Source organism: Hyphomicrobium zavarzinii ATCC 27496, from assembly GCF_000383415.1.
GTDB classification, from domain to species: Bacteria; Pseudomonadota; Alphaproteobacteria; order Rhizobiales; family Hyphomicrobiaceae; genus Hyphomicrobium_C; species Hyphomicrobium_C zavarzinii.
This window is the reverse complement of sequence record NZ_KB911262.1, coordinates 35,102-53,513: the sequence shown is the minus strand read 5'-3', so window position 1 is coordinate 53,513 and position 18,412 is coordinate 35,102. Positions and strand designations below refer to the sequence as shown.

The following is an 18,412-nucleotide window of genomic DNA, read 5'->3' as shown; positions in this document are numbered from 1 at the left end:
CACTCCCCAAAATGATGCGGACAGGGATCATTCAAAAAGCCCACCAAACATGGCCAAAGCCTACAAGCTTCCGGCGCAAGACCGGCTGCCTTATCCCCCCATGCCGCCGCTGATACGTCCTCAGTGGCCCTTCATCGCCCGCATCTACGACATCGCGTCCCAATGGGTGCAGGAAGAATGGCAGGCCATGGAAACGATCAGGCGCGATGCAAACAAGAATAAGCTCAGCGCCGCACACAAGGCGGCCATCGAAGACTGCCGCCTCACACCCGACAATCTCGCCAAGCGCCTCGACAACATCAGCCAGGCCACGCTTCGCAGGGAGCTCAAGAAAATGGGCGCCCCTGCCCCCGGTGAAATCATCCGGCAGGCACGCCTCCACTTCGCAAAACACCTGCTGACACATACCCGTATCCTCATCAGGGACGTCGCCGTGCGCGCAGGCTACGACGACGAGAGACACTTCACGGAGCTGTTCACGCGGGAGTTTGACTGCAAGCCGTCGGACTTCAGGCGCCAGATGCTTCTGGAACTGCCTGTTATGGAGTGTGAAGGGAAGTCGCCTGCGAAAGCCAGACGCAGATCAAAACCCTAGACATCCACAAATTCCATCATAACCCATGGTTCCATCGTCATTACATCGCATGCGCCATCGCCACCCCGTAGAAGCATATGAGATCCATCTTATCCATTCTCTGTGTACGGCCATGGCCCCAACACGCTTCCGATTACCCGCAGACGACAGCACACTCTTTCCCCGCATGCCTCTGCCGGAGCGCAGCGGCAACGCCTTCCTCGACCGCATCAACGATCTCGCCCTCCGCTGGGTTCAGGAGGAGTGGATCGTGATCGACGCCCTTACGCGCGAAGCCCACAAAGGAAGGAACGTGGTTTCGGTTGCCGAAGCCATAACTGAAAGCCGTCTCACGCCGGACAACCTCGCCAAGCGGCTGGACAACATCAGCCCGGCGACCCTCCGGCGTAACCTCAAACATCTCAATGGCACCACGCCCGGCGACCTCATCCGCAGTGCCCGCATCGCCTTCGCCCAACACCTGCTTATCCACACGCGCCTGCTCATCCGCGACATTGCCCTCCGTGCGGGATACAGCAGCGAAAAATCGTTCTCGCGCACCTTCCTTCAGGAAACAGGCCAATCCCCCCGGCAGTTCAGGCAACAGGCGTTGGCTATCTACAAACACGCGGACAGGGCACTTCTCGACGGCGCTCCCAGCAAATGATCATGACCCCCGCCCGCACAGCACCGCTCCGCCCCACCCAAGGCCCTGAAAACGTGGAGCAGGGCTCGCTTGCCGACGAATGCGTCAGCTTCGAAGGGCCAAGCGATGTTATCGCCTGCGCCTTCTACACCGACAATTACCTGCCCCAGGTCCACGCTCTTCGGCATTCCCTCAAATCGCATAAGCTCCGCTTCTTCCTGAAGCGGGTAGCCCGCCAGTCCACCTGGGAGGCCACGACACGCCTCAAGGCCGCGTTCGTCCGCGATTGCCTCGCACGCTTTCCCAACAGCCATATCCTCTACCTCGACGCCGATTCCGTGCTTCGCAAAACTCCGGACTTCCTTGCTACCGTGAAAACGGACGTCGCCTTCTGCGTCTTCAACAAACCCATCCGCGGCAAGCATTGCCTCCAGCTTTCAGGCGGCACCATCTACGTGCGCAATACAGATGGTGGCCGAAGGTTTGCCCATGAGTGGGCGGAGACCGCACAGCACTGCGGTCAGTTTGCAACCGACGAAGACATGATCCACATGGCCTTCGGCCGCCTCGAGGGGCTCACACTCACCGTCCTGCCCATGGCGTTCTACAAGGTCTTCGACAACAAGCGCGCGCAAGAGCCCATCGTCGAGCATTTCCAAGCAAGCCGTAGCCAGTTCAAGATCAGCAAAGCCATCCGCAGGATAAAGCGCGTCAGCGTTGCGGTTGGCGTTGTCGCTCTCCTGACCTTCGCCGGCTTCCTTCTCGCCCGCGCGTGAACCACCACATATTCCATCAAAAACCGCGCCTCCCTCATCACCAGCTTTACTCAGATATACCCCATCCCCCTTTCTGAAACCCGGATATCAAAACGGGGGGATCCATGAGCCAGGAGTTCGACGCAACCGTCATCAACCTCGACCGCGACACCGAAAGACTTGCCCACTTCTCCGCACAGATGGCCGCCGCTGACGTCCGCTTCGAACGCCTTCCCGGCGTGCTGGGCAACAATCCGCCCCCACACCTCAGGCCACAGTTCGCGGCTTCGCAACTGACCCCCGGCGAGATCGGCTGTTACGCGAGTCATCTCCTCGCCATGGAGAAGGTCACGAAACCCACCCTCATCTGCGAGGATGCCATTGTCCTCACCAACCCCCAGGCTTTCATTCCAGCGCTCAATGCCGCGCTTCGCGTGCTCCCGAACGATTGGGATCTCCTGCATCTCATGAAACCAAAGAAGGCGTCGGTGCCCCTCGCGCCCCTCTCCCACGGCGTCAATCTCGTGCTGCACTCCAAGGTGCCGCGCGGGTCATGCGCCTACCTCATCTCCCCTGAGGGCGCGCGCAAGCTGACTAGGCCCACGCCGCGCATTTGGACCAACGACGACGACATCAAGACGTTCTGGCGCTTCAACCTCAACATCTACGGCATCAACCCGGGGCTGGTTGCCCGCTCGAAGCTCAAGTCCACCATCGACATGGTGCACGACCGGGGCGCCAAGTTCCGCCACTTCCGCACCCTCAGCCTCGATCGCTTCACGCAGGGCGTGCCCATGAATATCCGCAGGATGGGATTCCGGCCGTGGCTGGTCTGCCAGTTCAAAAACCTCGTGGGGGCCCGATAATGCTCCCAAGGTGCGAAGCGCCATGATCGGATAAAAAAGGGCGGCTGAAGCCGCCCTTCCCTGGCCCTATGTCTTTCCTCCACTGGTGTCCTTCTCCCATCCGTCAAGATTGCGTCGACATACCCCTTGCCAAACCCACCTCCCGCACCACAATAGGCCGGACGAAAGCGACCGACTTGCGAGACGACATCCTGACAATTTGCGACCTCATCGAGGACGACCTACCGGAACGCCTTATTCCCCGCTACACCAAGACCATCACGCGGGACGCAAAAGCCACGGCCAAAGAATTGGGCGTGATCTCCCGTAACAATCAACCCCCCGCCATCGAAGCCATGCTCTTCTTGCTGGAGGAGCGAAAGACCCGCACTGAAAGTATCATCACCCACATCACCGCATGGTTCGGACAACAGCGCATCCCAAACGAACTGTCGGCAAAGGCAACGACCTGCCTTGACGATGCAGCCCGCTTCCTCATGGTTCTGGATACAGCAAGCGCAGAGCTCAAAAGGCGCCTGCCGACACCCAACGGGCCTCGCCTCAACCTCACCCATTACCGCTCCCTCGACGCCATCCCCGAGTTCCACAACGGGCTCCTCGGCACCCTCAGCAGCCAGCGGCTGCTGTTCTCGGTTCTCGAAGAAGCTAAGACACTTCCCCAAGACCACGACATCGACGAAGCCATGCTGCTTGCCGCCTACGCGTTCGCGCATGCCCGCAACATCCTGGATCAAGCCGACACGATGATCGCTGCCTGGCGAAGCCAATCTCCCAGCCCGAACCAAACCCTGCTCCTCACCGCCGTCATCGCGACATTGGATGAGATCCGCAGGTGCATGCTCGGGCTGCGCAGCGAGCAGCGGAAGCTTTCGCTTATGACGAAAGCTTCCGGCGACGGCATACGGGTGCATTGAAAAGACACCGCTCCGCCAGACCGACAGTCGTTAATAGCCCCCAGACGCGTCACAACGCGCTCACAATGCGTTTCCGCGTGAAGTGAGTTCCCCTGCGGTCAACTTTGGAAAACGCGCCAAACGCCGGTAGACTGCGTCAGGGGGCCTTCCGAACAAGGAGGTCTCAATCCTCGCGGCAAAAGCGATAGGATCGTCCGTTCAGCTTCCGTGGTAAGACACGAATGCCGGGAATTTCATCATCGCCACTTGCAATAGCGGTTTCGCATCCCAGAATGCCCCCGAGCTCCAAGCTCCGCATCGCCCTCCCGGCGCATGCGGAGGGAGGAAGGAACACTTATGTTGTTACAAAGACTCGGGAACGCCACATACCTGGTCTCAATGGCCACATGCATTGGCGTACAAGCCTATACGGGCGGCACGTTTATATATCGCGCTAACATCCGGCCCGACGATCTCTTGGAGATCACGCGTTGGGAGTTCGGCAACTTGCTCGGCAGCTTGATGCTATTGAACGCCTGCTTTGCGTGCGCCATCTTGTGGCCATTCAGAAACATACTTTACGAGTTCATCGTCGAAACGTTCAGCAACGTCAGACGCTAGAACTGGGGCCGCAGCAATGCGGCCTCTTTTTTTAGTACCGTCCCTTGCAATTCCGACTTCCGGTTCCACAATGCCCCCGAGCTTCCAAGCTCCGCATCGCCCTCCCGGCGCATGCGGAGGGAGGAAGGAACACTTATGTTGTTAGATCGGAAAGTACCGGTAGTTTATAAGGTCGTGATCAGCACATACATTGCCGTGCAAATATGGAGTGCAGTCACACTATTAATCTACGCCTTCCAGAAGCCGGATGTTCTTTTGAATATCACGTATTGGGAGTATGCCGAGCCAATCGCCAGTTTAACACTGGTCAACATGACAGTGCTGTGTTTCGTGTTATTGACACACAGGATCCACATTGGCGATCGACATCACGGTACACGTGATGAAAAGCGTTAACCCAGGGGCCGCATCACGCGGCCCCATTGGGCGCTTCATCCACCCGCGCTTATGCACCGCGGGGCAACGGCGACTGACAGGGGAACGGCAAGGTGTGATTAGAGCAAACCGATGGGAAAAACAGTCACGGTCTCGGAAAGCGGATAGGCCTTCGGAGCAAGGCAGATGATTCCACCCGGGCCTTGCTTCAGCCCAAGGGGGCCTGCCACCTGCAGCGTGCGCGCAACGCGCCGATCCGGCCTTGATGTGCTCTTGACCTCGAAGGGGTACACGGTGGCGTTCTGCACGATGAGGATGTCGACTTCCTTCGCATCCTTGTTGCGGTAGTAGGACATGTCCGGGCGCAAACCACGGTTCAGATATCCCTTGGTGATTTCATTGACCGCGTAGGTTTCGAGGAAGGCACCTGCGGCGGCGCCGTTCATCAGCGCTTCCGGAGAGTTCCAGCCCGCAAGCCATGCCGCCAGACCCGTGTCGGTCATGTAGAGCTTGCGCTGCTTCACCATCCTCTTGTCCATGCTGCCGTGGGCGGTGTGCAGCATCTTGACGATGGTGGAGGTTTCAAGAATCGACAGCCAGCGGTCGGCTGTCGACGAGGAAATGGAGGCCGCCTTGGCGAGCTCCGACACGTTCAGAACCTGCCCCGTGCGCGCGGCGACCAGCCTCATGAACATGAGAAACCCGTTTTGGTCGCCTACATTGGCGATGTCACGCAGGTCACGCTGCAGGTAGGTTTGGACATAATCGGAATAGAACCGCTGCGGGTCGAGCGCCTTCTTGGCATGCAGTTCCGGGAACCCTCCCCGCCACATAAGCTTGTAGAGCTCTCCGGCATCCATGACCGGCCGTGAGAAATCGTCTAACCGCTCTATCAGCAGCGGAGCATCCACATCGCCAAGGAGCTCCCGTGACGAAAGCCCGAGCATGGGGAAGATGGCAACGCGGCCGGCGAGGGATTCGTTGACGTTCTTCATCATCTCGAACGCCTGGGAACCGGACAGCCAATACTGGCCCGGTGTCTGATCTTCATCGACCTTCATCTTGAGGATTGGAAACAGCTCCGGCGCGTATTGGATTTCGTCAATGATGAGCGGAGCCTTGTAGACGTCGAGAAACACCTTGGGCTCGGTGGTGGCCAAGGTGCGCAGTTCCGGGTCATCCAGCGTGACATACCGCGCATGGGGCAAGGTTTGCTTCAACAGGGTGGATTTGCCCACCTGGCGCGGGCCTGTCACCATGACGATGCGCGAAAGCGAGTCGATGCGGCTTAAATGGCGGGAAAGGCCTCGGTCAATGAACAATACCGTCTATTTCATTATGTAATCGCAAAATAGCCAATATTCTTTATGCTGACAATCTTCAATTATTATGTTCCTTTGCCTGTTCGCTACGCCCCGTTCGGCGTTCTCTGGAGCCCTACGCCTCGCGGGTCAGCGCAAGCCCCACAGGTCTTCGGATGGCTGCGGGTTAGGAAGCGAGCCGCCGTTATCTGACCCCTATCTCTGGCCGTGGCGCGGCTACTCCTGTCACCCCAAGCGACGCACCCCATGCCCTGGGCAATCCCTTCCGGCGACGACACCCGTTGCAAACTGGGAAACTGCTGCTGAGCAGCAATGGGGGACCGTTCCGAAAGCCCCGGTAGCCTGCCTAGGAACGGCTCACAGCAGCTTTCCGATAGGAGAACGGGTGGACCATCGGAAAACGCGTCAAAAACCGGGAGATTTGCGTCAGAAGCCATTCCGCACAAATCCACGCCACAATCCTCTCGCCAAGACGATATGGCCTTCCGATCCGCTTACGGATAGGATTGCTCAATCACAGCCGCTCGGGGGAATGGTGTCGTGCCCAGCCGTCTATTGAAAATCGTTGCAGGTTTCGTTGTTGCCGCTGCCGCCGGATGGCTCTTCTACCACTTCCGCCTTTGGGAACGCGACTGGAGCGCCATCGACGAAGGATGGGCCTCCCTCATCGGTTCCGCCATGGGGTCGTTCCTCGCCGTGGTGGGCGCGCTGTATGTCAGCAAAGCCGAGGAGCGCCGGAAACGGAAGGAGTTTGAGGAATTCGTCAAGGTCGCCGTGCAGAACCTGGTCGTGCAGGCGTCTTACCTCGAGGCCATGGCAAGGGAGCCGCACAAGATTGCGCCAACGCCGGAGGTACAGGCGGGGATTATCTCGATACAGCTGCGCGACCTCACCGATGCGCTTGCTGTCTTTGATCGGGAAATCGCACAATCTAAAGATGGCGGGTACCAACTTCGCCGCAACATCGTAGGCCTAGACGCGAAGCTGAGCGAAGTGCGCCATGGACTCTCTATCGACACTCATCCAACTCAAGCCATCAATAACTGGCACATCGCCGCTTACCAGGTTCGGCAACATGCATCGGGCTTCTTAGAGTTCTTTAATTGGATCGCCCCGATACCATCCGCCAACCTTATCGGCGAAACCATCCGAGAAACCGTTGCCACATGGCGCAGCTGGAATATCCCTGATAACTCTGTGCTTTCTTCCCGACACGTTGGCAGCGAAGCGAACCATTCCATCCACCACGCCAACGCGTGAACCCGGATTGCGCAGGCCGGTCATGCCTGACAGGTAGCGGAGAAGCGGGTGGCGGAGAATGCCCATCTTGATTGATCATGGGCAGGCGCACAAATCGCCTTCCTGACGGGGGTATTTGATAAGTGTGCGCGATAGGGCGGCAGGTTTCTTTTGCCGGTGAGGGTTCACAGGCCATGCCATCCCTGTCATACTCCACCGAAAGGATTTTTGAGAATGCCCGTCAACCGCCCCGCCTCAACACACAAAAAGCACACCTTTAGGCGGCGCGCCGCCGTTGGCTCTCCCCGTGTGCGATCCGCCGATGTCGCCGCACCCTCACAGCTTCTCGAACTTGCACACGAGGAACGATTTCACGGACCGTTACGCCTGCGGCTCGCCGATGGGCAAATCGTCACCGTGACCGCCGAAAAGCGCATCCGGCAGTCGAGCAAGGCATCCGCCTCCACAACCAGCCTGCGCCAGATCATGCTGGCTTCCCCCCTTGCAGACATCGACCTTGAACGCCCCACCGAATTCAGCCCCGTGCGGGACGTCAATCTGTGAAAGGCTGGCTGGTTGACACCAACGTCGTCTCGGACCTCAGAAAGCCCAAGGCCTAACGTCGCGTCACCAAGTTCATCGAGGCCCAGCCCAACGAAACGCTCTTCATTAGCGAAATTACGTTTGCGGAGATCCGCTTCAGCATTGCCAAAAGCTCCGCCAACACCGCGCTCCAGGCCACCATTCAAACGTGGCTGGAAAACACCCTCCGCCCGTTCTTTGCAGAACGTGTCTTGGGCATCACCGAACACGCCCTGTTCGACTGGAGCATGAAGGTAGAGCAGGGCCGCACCCTTGGATACACCTTCTCACAACCAGACCTCTTCATCGCCGTCCTTGCCGAGCGCCACGATCTGATCGCGGTGAGCAGCGACGTTGACCCTTTCAGGGAAGCAGGCGTTGCCGTGTTCGACCCATGGAATGACCGCTATTTCAAGCCGTCGGGCACGAAACACGATACCACGCGCATGCGTCTTCCAGGCCTATTGCCACGTCTTGCGCGGCTTTAGCGGAACGCGAGGCAACGCAACGCGCCTCGCGCGATAATGACAAACAAACCGTCGCCGCTTGGAAAAGCTGGAACATCCCGTTGCAAGGTCCTCTCTTCCAGGCGACCTCCTCAATAATATTCTCAGCCAATCGCTTCCACGACGCCCACGCGTGAAGCCGGATTGCGCAGGTCGGTCATGCCTGACAGGTGGTGAAGGAACCGGGGACGCAGGAAGCTCATCTTGCTTGATCATGGGCAGGCGCACAAATCGTGTTCATGACGGGGGTATTTGATAAGTGTGCGCGATACGTCGGCAGGTTTCCAAGCCATCCGAACCGTGCAGGACGATTTCGTGCTAGAACAAGCCTGCCGCAAGGCATGGCGCGCTGTACTACCAACAGAAGAAAGCGACCGCCATGATCATCTACGGCGCGTTGACGTTCTGGCTTGGAAAGCTGCGAGTTCTGCTCGTTGTGATCCGCCAGAAATAAAACAAGGGCCAATCCGATGATCGCGGAAGGGCCCTTTTTTGTACCACCAACGCCACCTTTATAGGGGGCATGCTGAATAATGTCAACGTGCCGTGCTGATCGCCGGCACGCTGAACCGCTGGTTCCGTAGCTTCAGTTTCGTGCTGATCTTCCGCCAGGAATAAGCATGAGCCCAATCCGCAACGACCGGAGAGGGCCCATTCATCTCTTAAACAACCATGCAGGTTCTAGCATCCCGCAATCTGCCTTGCCTTTGCATCCACCAGAACCCGCACCCCAGCTATCGCCCCCACGCCTCCACCACGTACACCATAAACCCTCGTTGCACTTTACGCGGACACCCCTTGAAGAGGGCCATCCATTCGTTGCGCGACAACGCCCCCAACCGTCCTGCCAGCTTGTTCAAGCGCGCTTCCGTCACACGACGCGTTTCCCCGGTTTGCCCCACCATCACGCGGTAAAACTCCAACGCCTCCTTCCACCGCGCCGGAACACGCGTTTTCGACACCACACCCCATATCCTCCACTCCTTCCGCGCGCGCTGCAGCACAGCGCTGCATCGGTTCCCTTCATCAAAAAGGGAACCGGGAGTGATAACCGCTTCAACGAAACGGCGCAGCCGCTTTGGGCTCTCGCCTTGGACATACGGACTGCCTCCCGGCCCATGTGTTGGAACGGCAAGCAGCATGTTTTTATCGACCGTTGCTCCGGTCGCGTTGAAGCGGGTTATCAGCCCTGCCGCGTGAAAGGTACCGCGGCGACGGTACACTAGAACCAACCTCCACAGCGTGTCTCTCCCGCTGCCTTTACAAAAGGCATTGGCGGGCGCCGCTTCCGCGCCTCCCAGACATCCATGATTGCCGTTTCCACGCGCACACCGGTTGTCGTCTCAGCCAACAATAGCCTACGCTTCCGCATGAACCTTCAACCGTCGTTCCCACGCCGCCCATCAAACAGGATACCCTTCTACAAACAGCCGGGCATTCTCCAGGAAGGCTTTTCCATCCTTGCGCAATGCGTTGAGAGTATCGACAAGATGAGAGGAATCATACGCTTCGCGGAAATCGAAATGCGCTATTCCAACGACCAAGAATTCGGGAAAGCCATAGCAGGGTTTTCGGAACACACCGGCGTTCCCCTCAAGGTCAAGCGCCCCAAGGGAAAGCTCTCAAACCTCCTCTACACCCACCGCGCGGTAAGAGACATCCTCGCCGCAGTCGACGGCATGCCAAAAGAGAAGGCGGAGAAGCGCCTCACCACCTTGCGCAACAAATGCGCGCAGATATCCCAAACCCTCATGGTCTTGGAATCCACCCGCCGCCCGGAGCTCGGTGCCACTATCCACACGCGGCGTTTCCACTCCAACCTCATCATCTTTAGAAAAGCGCCACGCGTCGTCATCGTGCTTGCCGTCCTCGACATCAACGAGGATTACTCTGCGATGCTTCCAGAGGATCGGCGACACCTGGCACAGGTCGCCGTATCATGGCTGAGTAGCGGAATTGACGACCCAGACGGCCCTTAGTTCCTCCGTCCAACCGTGGGAAACACACTTCATGACGTTATTCCTCGACACCGAGTTCAACGGTTTTGGCGGTCCCCTTATCAGCATCGGCCTTGTCTCCGATTCCGGGCGCAGAGAGGACGAATTCTATGGTGTGCGCGCCTTGCCGGCCGACCCCACGCCTTGGGTTGCCGAAAACGGCCTGCCGGTCCTGGGCGCTAAGTCAATATCCGACGCCGTGCTTCAAGCGAAACTGCTTGATTACCTCCACCGGCACCGGTCCGAAACAATCGTGGCCGACTGGCACGAGGATCTCATCCACCTGCTCCGCCTGCTCGAAACCTCGCCCGGCAATGCCTACCGTCCCGACCTCACCATGCGCCTCATCAGGCCCACCGAACCCATCGTCTCCACCATTCCGCACAACGCGCTCCACGATTCAAAAGCACTGAGACGCTGGTACCTCTCCCACGCCGCTTGAGGCCCTATTGCCCACCTGTAACCCGTAGGTTACAATATGATATAGGATTAGAGATCGACCCCACGGAAATCACCGGCCTTTGGCGCAAGGGCTACGCGCTGCACCTGCATACGCTCAGCAGCACGCCTACCGGTTACGGTCAGACTGGGCGGATGCAGTTCGACACCAAGCGACCGGATATCGCGGAACACCTCTACAGACTGAAGAACTGGGGCTCCGCCCAAGACGCTATACCCATCATCCCGACGGCCGCGGAGTTCCTTCAGCAAAACCTATCTGCTTTCGATATCCTCGTTCCCGTCCCGCCTTCCAAGACCCGAAGCCTCCAGCCGGTGCTTTATCTTGCAGAAGGAATTGCCAAGACACTGTCCAAGCCCTACTGCCCCTGCGTAACCACCACGCGCCAGACAGCGCAACTCAAGGACATTTCCGATCCCGAGCAGCGCAAAGCGCACATGGAAGGGTTGTACGCCGTGGATGCCGCACAAACCGCCGGAAAACGCATTCTTCTCTTCGACGACCTCTTCCGTTCCGGCACCACCCTCAACGCCATAACCGAGCTGCTGCTGACCACTGGAAAAGCCGCAGACGTCGTCGTGCTCACCATCACAAGAACAAGGGTCAACCAATGAACACCATCTTCATCGGAGGCTCACGCGAGGTCGCACGCCTTCCGCAAGAGGTGCAAGCCCGCCTCGACGAAATCATCAAGAAGAACCACCACGTCATCGTTGGCGACGCCAACGGCGCCGACAAAGCCGTGCAGAAGTACCTCGCCGACCGTGAATTCCAGAACGTCACGCTGTTCTGCTCGGGGGACACTCCCCGAAACAACGTCGGCCATTGGAAAGTCCAGTCCGTGACCGTCAACAGCAAGACCAAGGATTACCAGTTCTTCGCGGCGAAAGACCGTGAGATGGCCCGACGCGCTGATTTCGGACTGATGATCTGGGACGGGAAAAGCCCGGGCACCCTACTCAACCTCGTGAGATTGCTACAGGGCAGCAAAATCGCCGTGCTCATTAACGTTCCCCAAAAGCAAACCCACAACATCAAGACCGCCGACCAGTTGCGGGAGTTCTACCGCGCCTGCACAAACTCCATCCGCAGCGACTTGGAGAGACGCGCCACCGGGCAGGAAATGCGCTTCCTGGAAGGGCTCCCCTCGCAACCAGATTTTCTCGAAGCCCCCGCCGCAAAAGAAGGAAAGAGCACAGGCGCCCTGCCCGAATCCGCCATCCAAGATCTCAACGCCGCCCTCGCATCCGGCGACATCGTGCGCATCACCGATTTGCTTGGCGCGCTCGCACGCAACAGAGGCATGAGCCAAATCGCCCGTGACACAAACCTCGCGCGCGAAAGCCTCTACCGATCGCTTGATGCTGGCGGCAATCCTGAATTCGCGACCGTGCTCAAAGTTCTCACTTCTCTTGGTATCGACCTCGAAGTTCGGAAAACCTCGACCCCCGATAGAGACCGCTAAGTTGCGGTTAGACGGCCAGTTTGTCCACAGTTGCGCCATTCACAACGCACAAGCGCCCTCAAAGACGCCCCAAGCCCTTGGGCGACGATGCAGAGGGCTCACGGAGCTCGATCACAACCCTCTCAATGGACGCATCAGCCCGCTGCGCCGCACGCACAAGAGACGTCATGTAGTGCGCCTCAATCCATGTCTTCAGGAATTTCACCGGCACAGAAACCGTCAGAACCCCACCTTGCAACCGTTCCACTTCGACGGATGGGAACCAGCTGTCGTATTTGTCAGGACCGACCTCTCCCACAAGCCCCCTCCTCAACAGCTCCAGACGCGCCCAATTGAACGGCTTCAGGACCGGTGCCGAAGCAGACGCCGGCGCAACCGGCATGCCCATGACCGTCTTGCTTCCAATGACAGCCACGCCACCTAAACCCGTCATTATCGAGAACAACCCCCGCCGAGATACATCGCTCACGCCATCCTCCACTCTGGATTCCCAAACACACCGTGCGTCGCACACATCATCTTCTGTTCTAGAGTATTTATAAAAATGGCCGCCGTAGGATGACCGGCGGCCCTCGCAGAGGTGGTTAGCAAACGTCCAGTCACCCGGACCAATCACGTATCGAACTCCACGTTAGCGGTCCTGACATGGCAAAATAATAGGCCGCATATCCAGGAAAGGGACGCGGCCTTACAGGAGTCGATCACCCGGGCTGCTTACCCCCGGGCTTACAAATTTATATGTAGAGCTACGCGCGCTCCTGACAGGTCAATCCCCACCCCTCCTCGAGCGCCCGAACAGCCGCTTCGGTTTCTGGGTCGAACCGTTGCAGGATATGAACATTCGCAGCCTCGCGCTCAAACGCATCCCGCTCATCCTGAGCGCGTTGCCATGCAAGATAATCCGCAAGTGACCAGGGTGAGCCCAGAGCTGTCGTGTCGTCCACTGAAGCCTTGAGAGCCCCCATCCGGTGCCTTTCGTTGGTCTCTTCTCCTACACCCGTTCGTGATGGCGTCCAACGATACAAACCAAATCCCGCAAGGCACCTGTCGCCGTTCTGCAACATTTTATCGGGTTATCGAAGTTGGCACCTTAGTTTTGACCTAAACCCAGCATCAGGGTTTTGAATACGTAGCTCGTAAACTCGGATAAACCCCATGAAACCCTCGGTGCAATCCTCCAATACCCTTTTCAACGGTCTCTTGCTTGGCTGGGAGAGAACCCCGGACGGCAATAGCACCCCCATCTGGGACAGATCCCGCGAAGGGCACCTTCTCACCATCGCGCCCACCGGTAGCGGCAAGGGCGTCTCCTGCGCAATCCCGGCGCTTCTCTCCTGGCAAGGTCCAGCCATCGTCGTCGATCCGCGCGGCGAAAACTACGCGGTCACGGCGAAGCGTCGCCGGGCCATGGGCCATATCGTTTACCGCCTCGATCCGTTCTGCATCGCCGGAAACGATATGGGGGATTCGCTCAACCCCATGGATCTCATCGATCCGGAAGCCGACGACTTCGAGGACAACGCCGCGGTGGTCGCCCAGCTCTGCATGCAGCGCCTTACCGATGAACGGGCCCCCTACTGGGACGAACGCGCGTCTTCGCTCATCACCAGGGTCATCTGTGAGCTCTTCAGACACCTTCCCTCGCGCCGCCCGACCCTTCGGGACGTGCAGGACACCATCAAGGGATTGCCGGTCTACGATTTACCCCTCAAGCCCGGCATCCCCCCCGAAGATCAGTTGAGCCCGGTCGCCGCAATCCTTCACGCCATCCTCGCATCCGGCGAATTCGCGTCCGACCGCACGCGCGCGTGCATCTTCTCAACGGCAAACGCCCACCTGTCGTTCATGAAATCTCCCGCCGTCCATCTTTCCCTGACGGACAGCACCATTCTTCTCGACGACATCACGGCCGGGGCGATGCACACCATCTACCTCGTGATCCCGCCCGACAAGTTGGTCACGCACAGCAGGCTTCTGCGCCTTTGGCTCGGGGTCATGCTGACTGCGATCTCAAGACGGAGACGCGCCCCTGCGCAACCCACGCTGTTCCTGATCGATGAAGCAGCCCAGCTTGGGGAAATGACGGAGTTGCGTGCCGCGCTGACCCTGATGCGCGCCTATGGAGTCAGGGTGTGGACCTTCTGGCAGTGCCTGTCCCAGCTGCAGTCCATCTACTCAAAGGATTGGCACTCCATCATCAACAACAGCTCGGTCCAGCAGTTTTTTGGCGTGAAAGCCCCCCACGCGCGGAAGCTGCTCCACGACTTCGTGGGGAACGCCCTACCCAAGGACGGCCTCCAAGAGAGCGACCAATTGCTCTTCACCGGCAACGAACTCGACGTCACACGGCGCGCCAGCTACCTCAACGACCCGATCTTCAAGGGGTTGGCCTCGCCACATCCGTTCCACACTGTGCAACACGCCCTCTCGAGCCCAATGCTGCCCGCCCTGTAGCCAACCTCATAAACGAAAGCGGCGCCGTATCAGCGGCGCCGCTACGTCGAAACAACGCGTGAACGCCTCTACCGGGCGCCCTTCTTATCAATCAGCAGGTCATCAAGCTTCGTCCCGCGCTTCTTCAGATACTCCCGAACCCAGACGGGTTGCATGCCACGCCCGGCCCAGGTGTTTTCACTGACCGGATCCTTATACTTGGGCGCAATCGACACGCCTTTCTTGGAAGAGGGCTTCGACACCCTTCCACCCTTCACAGAACCGCCTGCACCCCGCAGCGAGGCAAGCTCTTTCTCGAGCGCCGAAATACGCTCCGACTTCGAAAACTCCACAAGCTGAGAAAAGTCCTGCAGCACCGACTGCTGGACTTCAAACGTCAAACCCGAAAACCAGTCTTTTACCCCCCGCCGGTCCATGCCACGCGCCGCCTTCGCCATCGGTAATCCTCTGTTCAATAATTCATAGGCTTAATCGATATATACGCAGCTTCGCTTACCTTTTCCAGCAACTTCCCGGCGATATCTGGCTGTCTTTTCCGTAAACCCACCCCCTTAACCACGTCAAAGACCATTTTTCAAAGAATACTCCCACAATGCGGAAGCCGTTTACGTTGCAGAAGCGCCTTTTTAATCTTCCGCCACTTCCAAAAGGTCTTGGCGTGACGACCCACGCTGCACAATCCTGATGCCCTCCGCCGGATACGGATTGGCCAGCGCATGCGCCTCATCCTCCGTTCCCCGCAACCACGTTTCAAACTGCTCTTCCTTGTCGAGCAAAACCGGCATGCGTTCGTGCGCCACCGCCGTCTCCAGCGTGTTCGGACCACAGGTCATGAACGCAAAGACGTTCTCCGTGATATCGTCCCCGTCCTTTTTCACAGGCCCGCTATAGGATCTCCAGATCCCCGCAAAGGCTCCCAGCGGCCTTTCTTCCGTCTCGGAACGCAGTGAGTGCCAGACCCAGTCCGCCGGCCGCTTCCCCAACGGCTCGCAATAGCTGCTGAACGGAACCAAGCATCGCCTCTCACGAAACGAGGGTACCCAAAACGGATTTGTGCGGATGGTGTCGTCACGGCAATTCCCGGTTCTTTCCGGAGCCCTTCCATGAGGCCTCCGCACAAAACCCCAGGTCATTTCTAAAAGCTCAGGCTCGCCGCCGTCGCCCAATCGGATAACCGGCGCCGCATGGCCCGGAAAGATGGAGAACTTGGGCTCAAACCAGGATGTCCGGTTCTCTTTCAGTCCAAACTTCATCATCACCGCAAGACGCGTGCGGGATTGCGCATAGAGGTTACAGATATCACCCTCCCCTTGGTTCACCGAGCAAGTAAGAGATCATCGACAGCGTGGTGCCTCCACCGCAAGGTTTCAAGTCAGATCGAAACATCTAAGCCTGATGAAGGAGATGTCTGCCGCACGGTCTCCTTTGCACCACCTGCATGATTATCAGCGATGCTACCGTTCGCGACACCTTCCCCTTAGCCATGAGCAAAGCTCTTCTCGCAATCAAGTAAAGGCATGCCGGTAAGGAGAAGGGGGGCGCGCTGTTGCACGGGATTTCGGTCAAGGATGGAGCTCGGCGCGGCAGGCGTTCAAAGCGGCCGTGCCGTCCGCCTGCGGAAGTCAGGGTGGAACAGGTGCCACCACCGTTCCCGCACACCCTGCACCGTTTCCTTATAAACCGGCAGTAAATTGACCTGGCTCAACCCACCCTCCAATCCGTCACCTCACACTAAGGCATGAGTTCCTTCCCACCCTCCGCACGGCCCTTCCCCCTTTTCTCCATCGGTTTCCGCCCGTTCTTCCTTGCCGCGGGACTGTATGCCGCCTGGAGCGCCATCGCGTGGATCTGTTTTTACGTCCGTGGCGCCGAGCCTCCGCACATCTGGGATGACATGGCCGCGTGGCACGGGCACGAAATGCTGTTTGGTTTTGTTGCCTCCGTTGTTGCCGGTTTCCTGCTGACCGCCGTGCCCAACTGGACCAAGGCCCGGCCCATCCGCGCGTGGCCGCTTGCTGTCATGGTTGCGGTGTGGTCCGCAGGCAGACTTGCCATGCACGGCTATTTTCCCGGCTCTGCCACCGTAGCCGCCGCCATCGACGTCCTCTTCCTTCCGATGCTGGGCCTCAGCCTGCTGCCCGCCGTCATCCGCGGCCACAGCACCCGCAATGTCGTTTTCTTCATCCTCATCGCCCTCCTCACAGCGATGAACACCATCATCCATGCGGGCATGGCAGGATAGACCTTCCGCTAACCCCCCAGCAGGCCCTTACGGCGTCCATTTTCATCGTCATCCAGATGATCGCCGTGTTTGCAGGGCGCATCATTCCGCTGTTTACGCGCAATGCGTTGAAGGTGGCGGGGATCGGTTTTGTTGCCCGTAGCTGGCCCGCGCTTGACGTTCTTTCCCTCGGGGCCGTTGCCATGCTTGTGCTGTTTGCCCTTGCCGGACAGGCCGATACGCAGCTTGCCGGTGCGGTTGCCCTTGCCGCCGGGGTTCTCAATATCATCCGCATGGCTCCTTGGAATGGGCACCAAGCTTTGTGCATGCCCATCGTTCTGGTGCTGCACGCGGGTTATGCGTGGATTGCCCTTGGTCTGGCCGTCTACGGTTATGCCCTGCTGCTGAACCCTTCCCTTCAGTGGCCCGCGCTGCATGTGCTCACCATCGGCGGAATCGGCACCATGACGCTCGCCATGATGAGCCGCGTGGCCCTTGGCCACACCGGCCGCACCATCCTCGCCTCCAAACCCATGGTGGCGGCGTACGCGCTTTTGCAGGTTACCGTGCTTGTGCGCATCGCGGGGGGATTGGGTTGGATTGATTATACCGTTTCGGTCGCCGGGGCCGGGTGGTCGTGGTCGGCCGCGTTCGCCATCTTCTCCGTAATCCACCTTCCCATCCTGACCCGCCCGAGAGCCGATGGCCTCCACGACTAGGGCCTCTTTCCTGTCCCATCAGAAATTGCGGAACTCCACCCTGACCTTCTGCCCCACGGGGAGCGCCGCCACCTGTAGAACCGCATCCTGGCGGGTCATATCGCCAAGCGTCGGGCCGTGCCGGTAGTTCTGCACATGATAGCTTCCACGGTAGCCGCAGGCCTCGAGGTCGGCGTGCATCTGCGCCACGTCGGCGACGTCCAGAAGGTCGGTGTGTACCGTGGTGCGCACCTCGAACGGCACGTTGCCCGCCACCATCATGCGCAGGCTTTTTTGGAAATTATCCCACAGGCTTTCGCGCATGCGGGTCACCTTGCGGAACTTGTTGCGCGGGGCCTTGTAATCCATCGCCACCATGTCGAGCAGGTTTTCGTCCAGCAGCGCCTTCAGCACCTTCGGCCGGGTGCCGTTGGTATCCAGCTTGAGACGGTAGCCCAGCGCCTTCACGCTACGCGCGAAGCGGACAATATGCGGGTGCAGCGTCGCCTCTCCCCCCGAGAACACCACGCCGCCGAGCTTATTTCGGCGGCCCTCCAGAAAGGCCAGCACCTCTTGCCATGGTTTTTCTCCCACCGAACGGACCATCTCGGGGTTATGGCAATACGCGCAGCGCAGGTTGCACCCCGCAAACCACACGATGCAGGCCAGTTCGCCGGGAAAGTCCAGCTGGGTGAACGGGGTGATGTCGTACACCCCGATGTCGTCCCGCGCCGCCAT

20 protein-coding genes and 1 pseudogene are annotated in these 18,412 nt (G+C 58.9%); 15 read left to right on the top strand and 6 right to left on the bottom strand.

What is annotated here, in order from left to right:
- Positions 1-49 precede the first annotated feature (49 nt).
- The 5 genes from F812_RS0118850 to F812_RS0118830 all read left to right on the top strand — a co-directional run bounded on the left by F812_RS0118850 (position 50) and on the right by F812_RS0118830 (position 3,755).
- Positions 50-595 (top strand): helix-turn-helix transcriptional regulator, encoded by a 546-nt coding sequence (locus tag F812_RS0118850; RefSeq protein ID WP_020087538.1) that lies wholly within the window; start codon positions 50-52, stop codon positions 593-595.
- 250 nt (positions 596-845) lie between these two features.
- Positions 846-1,241, top strand: coding sequence for a helix-turn-helix transcriptional regulator (locus F812_RS26850; RefSeq protein WP_198011237.1), 396 nt, complete (start codon positions 846-848; stop codon positions 1,239-1,241).
- A complete protein-coding gene (locus F812_RS0118840; protein ID WP_020087536.1) occupies positions 1,238-1,996 on the top strand; it encodes a putative nucleotide-diphospho-sugar transferase in 759 nt (252 codons plus the stop codon). Before F812_RS26850 ends, F812_RS0118840 begins: the two co-directional genes overlap by 4 nt.
- Positions 1,997-2,100: 104 nt before the next feature.
- Positions 2,101-2,841 carry a glycosyltransferase family 25 protein gene (locus F812_RS0118835; RefSeq protein ID WP_020087535.1) on the top strand — a complete coding sequence of 247 codons (741 nt, stop codon included), beginning with the start codon at positions 2,101-2,103 and terminating at the stop codon, positions 2,839-2,841.
- A 176-nt stretch (positions 2,842-3,017) separates the two neighbouring features.
- Positions 3,018-3,755, top strand: coding sequence for a hypothetical protein (locus tag F812_RS0118830; RefSeq protein WP_020087534.1), 738 nt, complete (start codon positions 3,018-3,020; stop codon positions 3,753-3,755).
- Positions 3,756-4,849: 1,094 nt separating this feature from the next.
- Here F812_RS0118830 and F812_RS0118815 read toward each other — a convergent pair.
- A complete protein-coding gene (locus F812_RS0118815) occupies positions 4,850-6,052 on the bottom strand; it encodes an ATP-binding protein (RefSeq protein WP_020087531.1) in 1,203 nt (400 codons plus the stop codon).
- Positions 6,053-6,592: 540 nt separating this feature from the next.
- Between F812_RS0118815 and F812_RS0118810 the strand changes: the two genes are divergently transcribed.
- The 3 genes and pseudogenes from F812_RS0118810 to F812_RS26180 form a co-directional block, all read left to right on the top strand.
- Complete coding sequence (locus F812_RS0118810; RefSeq protein WP_156827535.1) at positions 6,593-7,312, top strand: hypothetical protein; 720 nt, start codon at positions 6,593-6,595, stop codon at positions 7,310-7,312.
- Positions 7,313-7,525: 213 nt separating this feature from the next.
- Positions 7,526-7,855, top strand: a complete 330-nt coding sequence (locus tag F812_RS0118805) for a hypothetical protein (protein WP_020087529.1) — start codon at positions 7,526-7,528, stop codon at positions 7,853-7,855.
- A 71-nt stretch (positions 7,856-7,926) separates the two neighbouring features.
- Positions 7,927-8,361: pseudogene (locus tag F812_RS26180) on the top strand (PIN domain-containing protein); the annotation flags it as partial.
- Between the two features lie 752 nt (positions 8,362-9,113).
- On the opposite strand, the gene F812_RS26655 reads toward F812_RS26180, so the two are convergent.
- The gene (locus F812_RS26655; RefSeq protein WP_156827533.1) at positions 9,114-9,602 is read right to left on the bottom strand and encodes a hypothetical protein; all 489 of its coding nucleotides are present in this window, start codon (positions 9,600-9,602) and stop codon (positions 9,114-9,116) included.
- Positions 9,603-9,686: 84 nt separating this feature from the next.
- On the opposite strand from F812_RS26655, the gene F812_RS0118790 reads away from it, so the two are divergent.
- The 4 genes from F812_RS0118790 to F812_RS0118775 all read left to right on the top strand — a co-directional run bounded on the left by F812_RS0118790 (position 9,687) and on the right by F812_RS0118775 (position 12,301).
- Complete coding sequence (locus tag F812_RS0118790) at positions 9,687-10,358, top strand: hypothetical protein (protein WP_020087525.1); 672 nt, start codon at positions 9,687-9,689, stop codon at positions 10,356-10,358.
- Between the two features lie 31 nt (positions 10,359-10,389).
- Complete coding sequence (locus F812_RS0118785; RefSeq protein ID WP_020087524.1) at positions 10,390-10,818, top strand: 3'-5' exonuclease family protein; 429 nt, start codon at positions 10,390-10,392, stop codon at positions 10,816-10,818.
- A gap of 152 nt (positions 10,819-10,970) precedes the next feature.
- The gene (locus tag F812_RS0118780; protein ID WP_020087523.1) at positions 10,971-11,450 is read left to right on the top strand and encodes a ComF family protein; all 480 of its coding nucleotides are present in this window, start codon (positions 10,971-10,973) and stop codon (positions 11,448-11,450) included.
- Positions 11,447-12,301: an addiction module antidote protein gene (locus F812_RS0118775; RefSeq protein ID WP_020087522.1), complete on the top strand. Its 855-nt coding sequence runs from the start codon at positions 11,447-11,449 to the stop codon at positions 12,299-12,301. The genes F812_RS0118780 and F812_RS0118775 overlap by 4 nt, the downstream gene beginning before the upstream one ends.
- Positions 12,302-12,359: 58 nt before the next feature.
- Here F812_RS0118775 and F812_RS0118770 read toward each other — a convergent pair whose 3' ends face one another.
- Positions 12,360-12,770: a DnaA N-terminal domain-containing protein gene (locus F812_RS0118770; protein WP_156827532.1), complete on the bottom strand. Its 411-nt coding sequence runs from the start codon at positions 12,768-12,770 to the stop codon at positions 12,360-12,362.
- Positions 12,771-13,456: 686 nt separating this feature from the next.
- On the opposite strand from F812_RS0118770, the gene F812_RS0118760 reads away from it, so the two are divergent.
- Positions 13,457-14,755, top strand: a complete 1,299-nt coding sequence (locus F812_RS0118760) for a type IV secretory system conjugative DNA transfer family protein (RefSeq protein WP_020087519.1) — start codon at positions 13,457-13,459, stop codon at positions 14,753-14,755.
- 68 nt (positions 14,756-14,823) lie between these two features.
- Here the strand turns inward: F812_RS0118760 and F812_RS24665 are convergent, their stop codons facing one another.
- Together F812_RS24665 and F812_RS26175 are read right to left on the bottom strand one after the other, a co-directional pair.
- Positions 14,824-15,192: an H-NS histone family protein gene (locus F812_RS24665; protein ID WP_020087518.1), complete on the bottom strand. Its 369-nt coding sequence runs from the start codon at positions 15,190-15,192 to the stop codon at positions 14,824-14,826.
- A 189-nt stretch (positions 15,193-15,381) separates the two neighbouring features.
- The gene (locus tag F812_RS26175) at positions 15,382-16,074 is read right to left on the bottom strand and encodes an SOS response-associated peptidase (RefSeq protein ID WP_083929258.1); all 693 of its coding nucleotides are present in this window, start codon (positions 16,072-16,074) and stop codon (positions 15,382-15,384) included.
- A gap of 419 nt (positions 16,075-16,493) precedes the next feature.
- Here F812_RS26175 and F812_RS27175 point away from each other — a divergent pair, with 419 nt between their 5' ends.
- Positions 16,494-16,997, top strand: coding sequence for an NnrS family protein (locus tag F812_RS27175; RefSeq protein ID WP_051113881.1), 504 nt, complete (start codon positions 16,494-16,496; stop codon positions 16,995-16,997).
- Positions 16,994-17,695, top strand: coding sequence for an NnrS family protein (locus F812_RS27170; RefSeq protein WP_280647624.1), 702 nt, complete (start codon positions 16,994-16,996; stop codon positions 17,693-17,695). Before F812_RS27175 ends, F812_RS27170 begins: the two co-directional genes overlap by 4 nt.
- An 18-nt stretch (positions 17,696-17,713) precedes the next feature.
- Here the strand turns inward: F812_RS27170 and F812_RS0118740 are convergent, their stop codons facing one another.
- On the bottom strand, positions 17,714-18,412 hold the full coding sequence (locus F812_RS0118740; protein ID WP_020087516.1) for an anaerobic ribonucleoside-triphosphate reductase activating protein: 699 nt from the start codon (positions 18,410-18,412) through the stop codon (positions 17,714-17,716).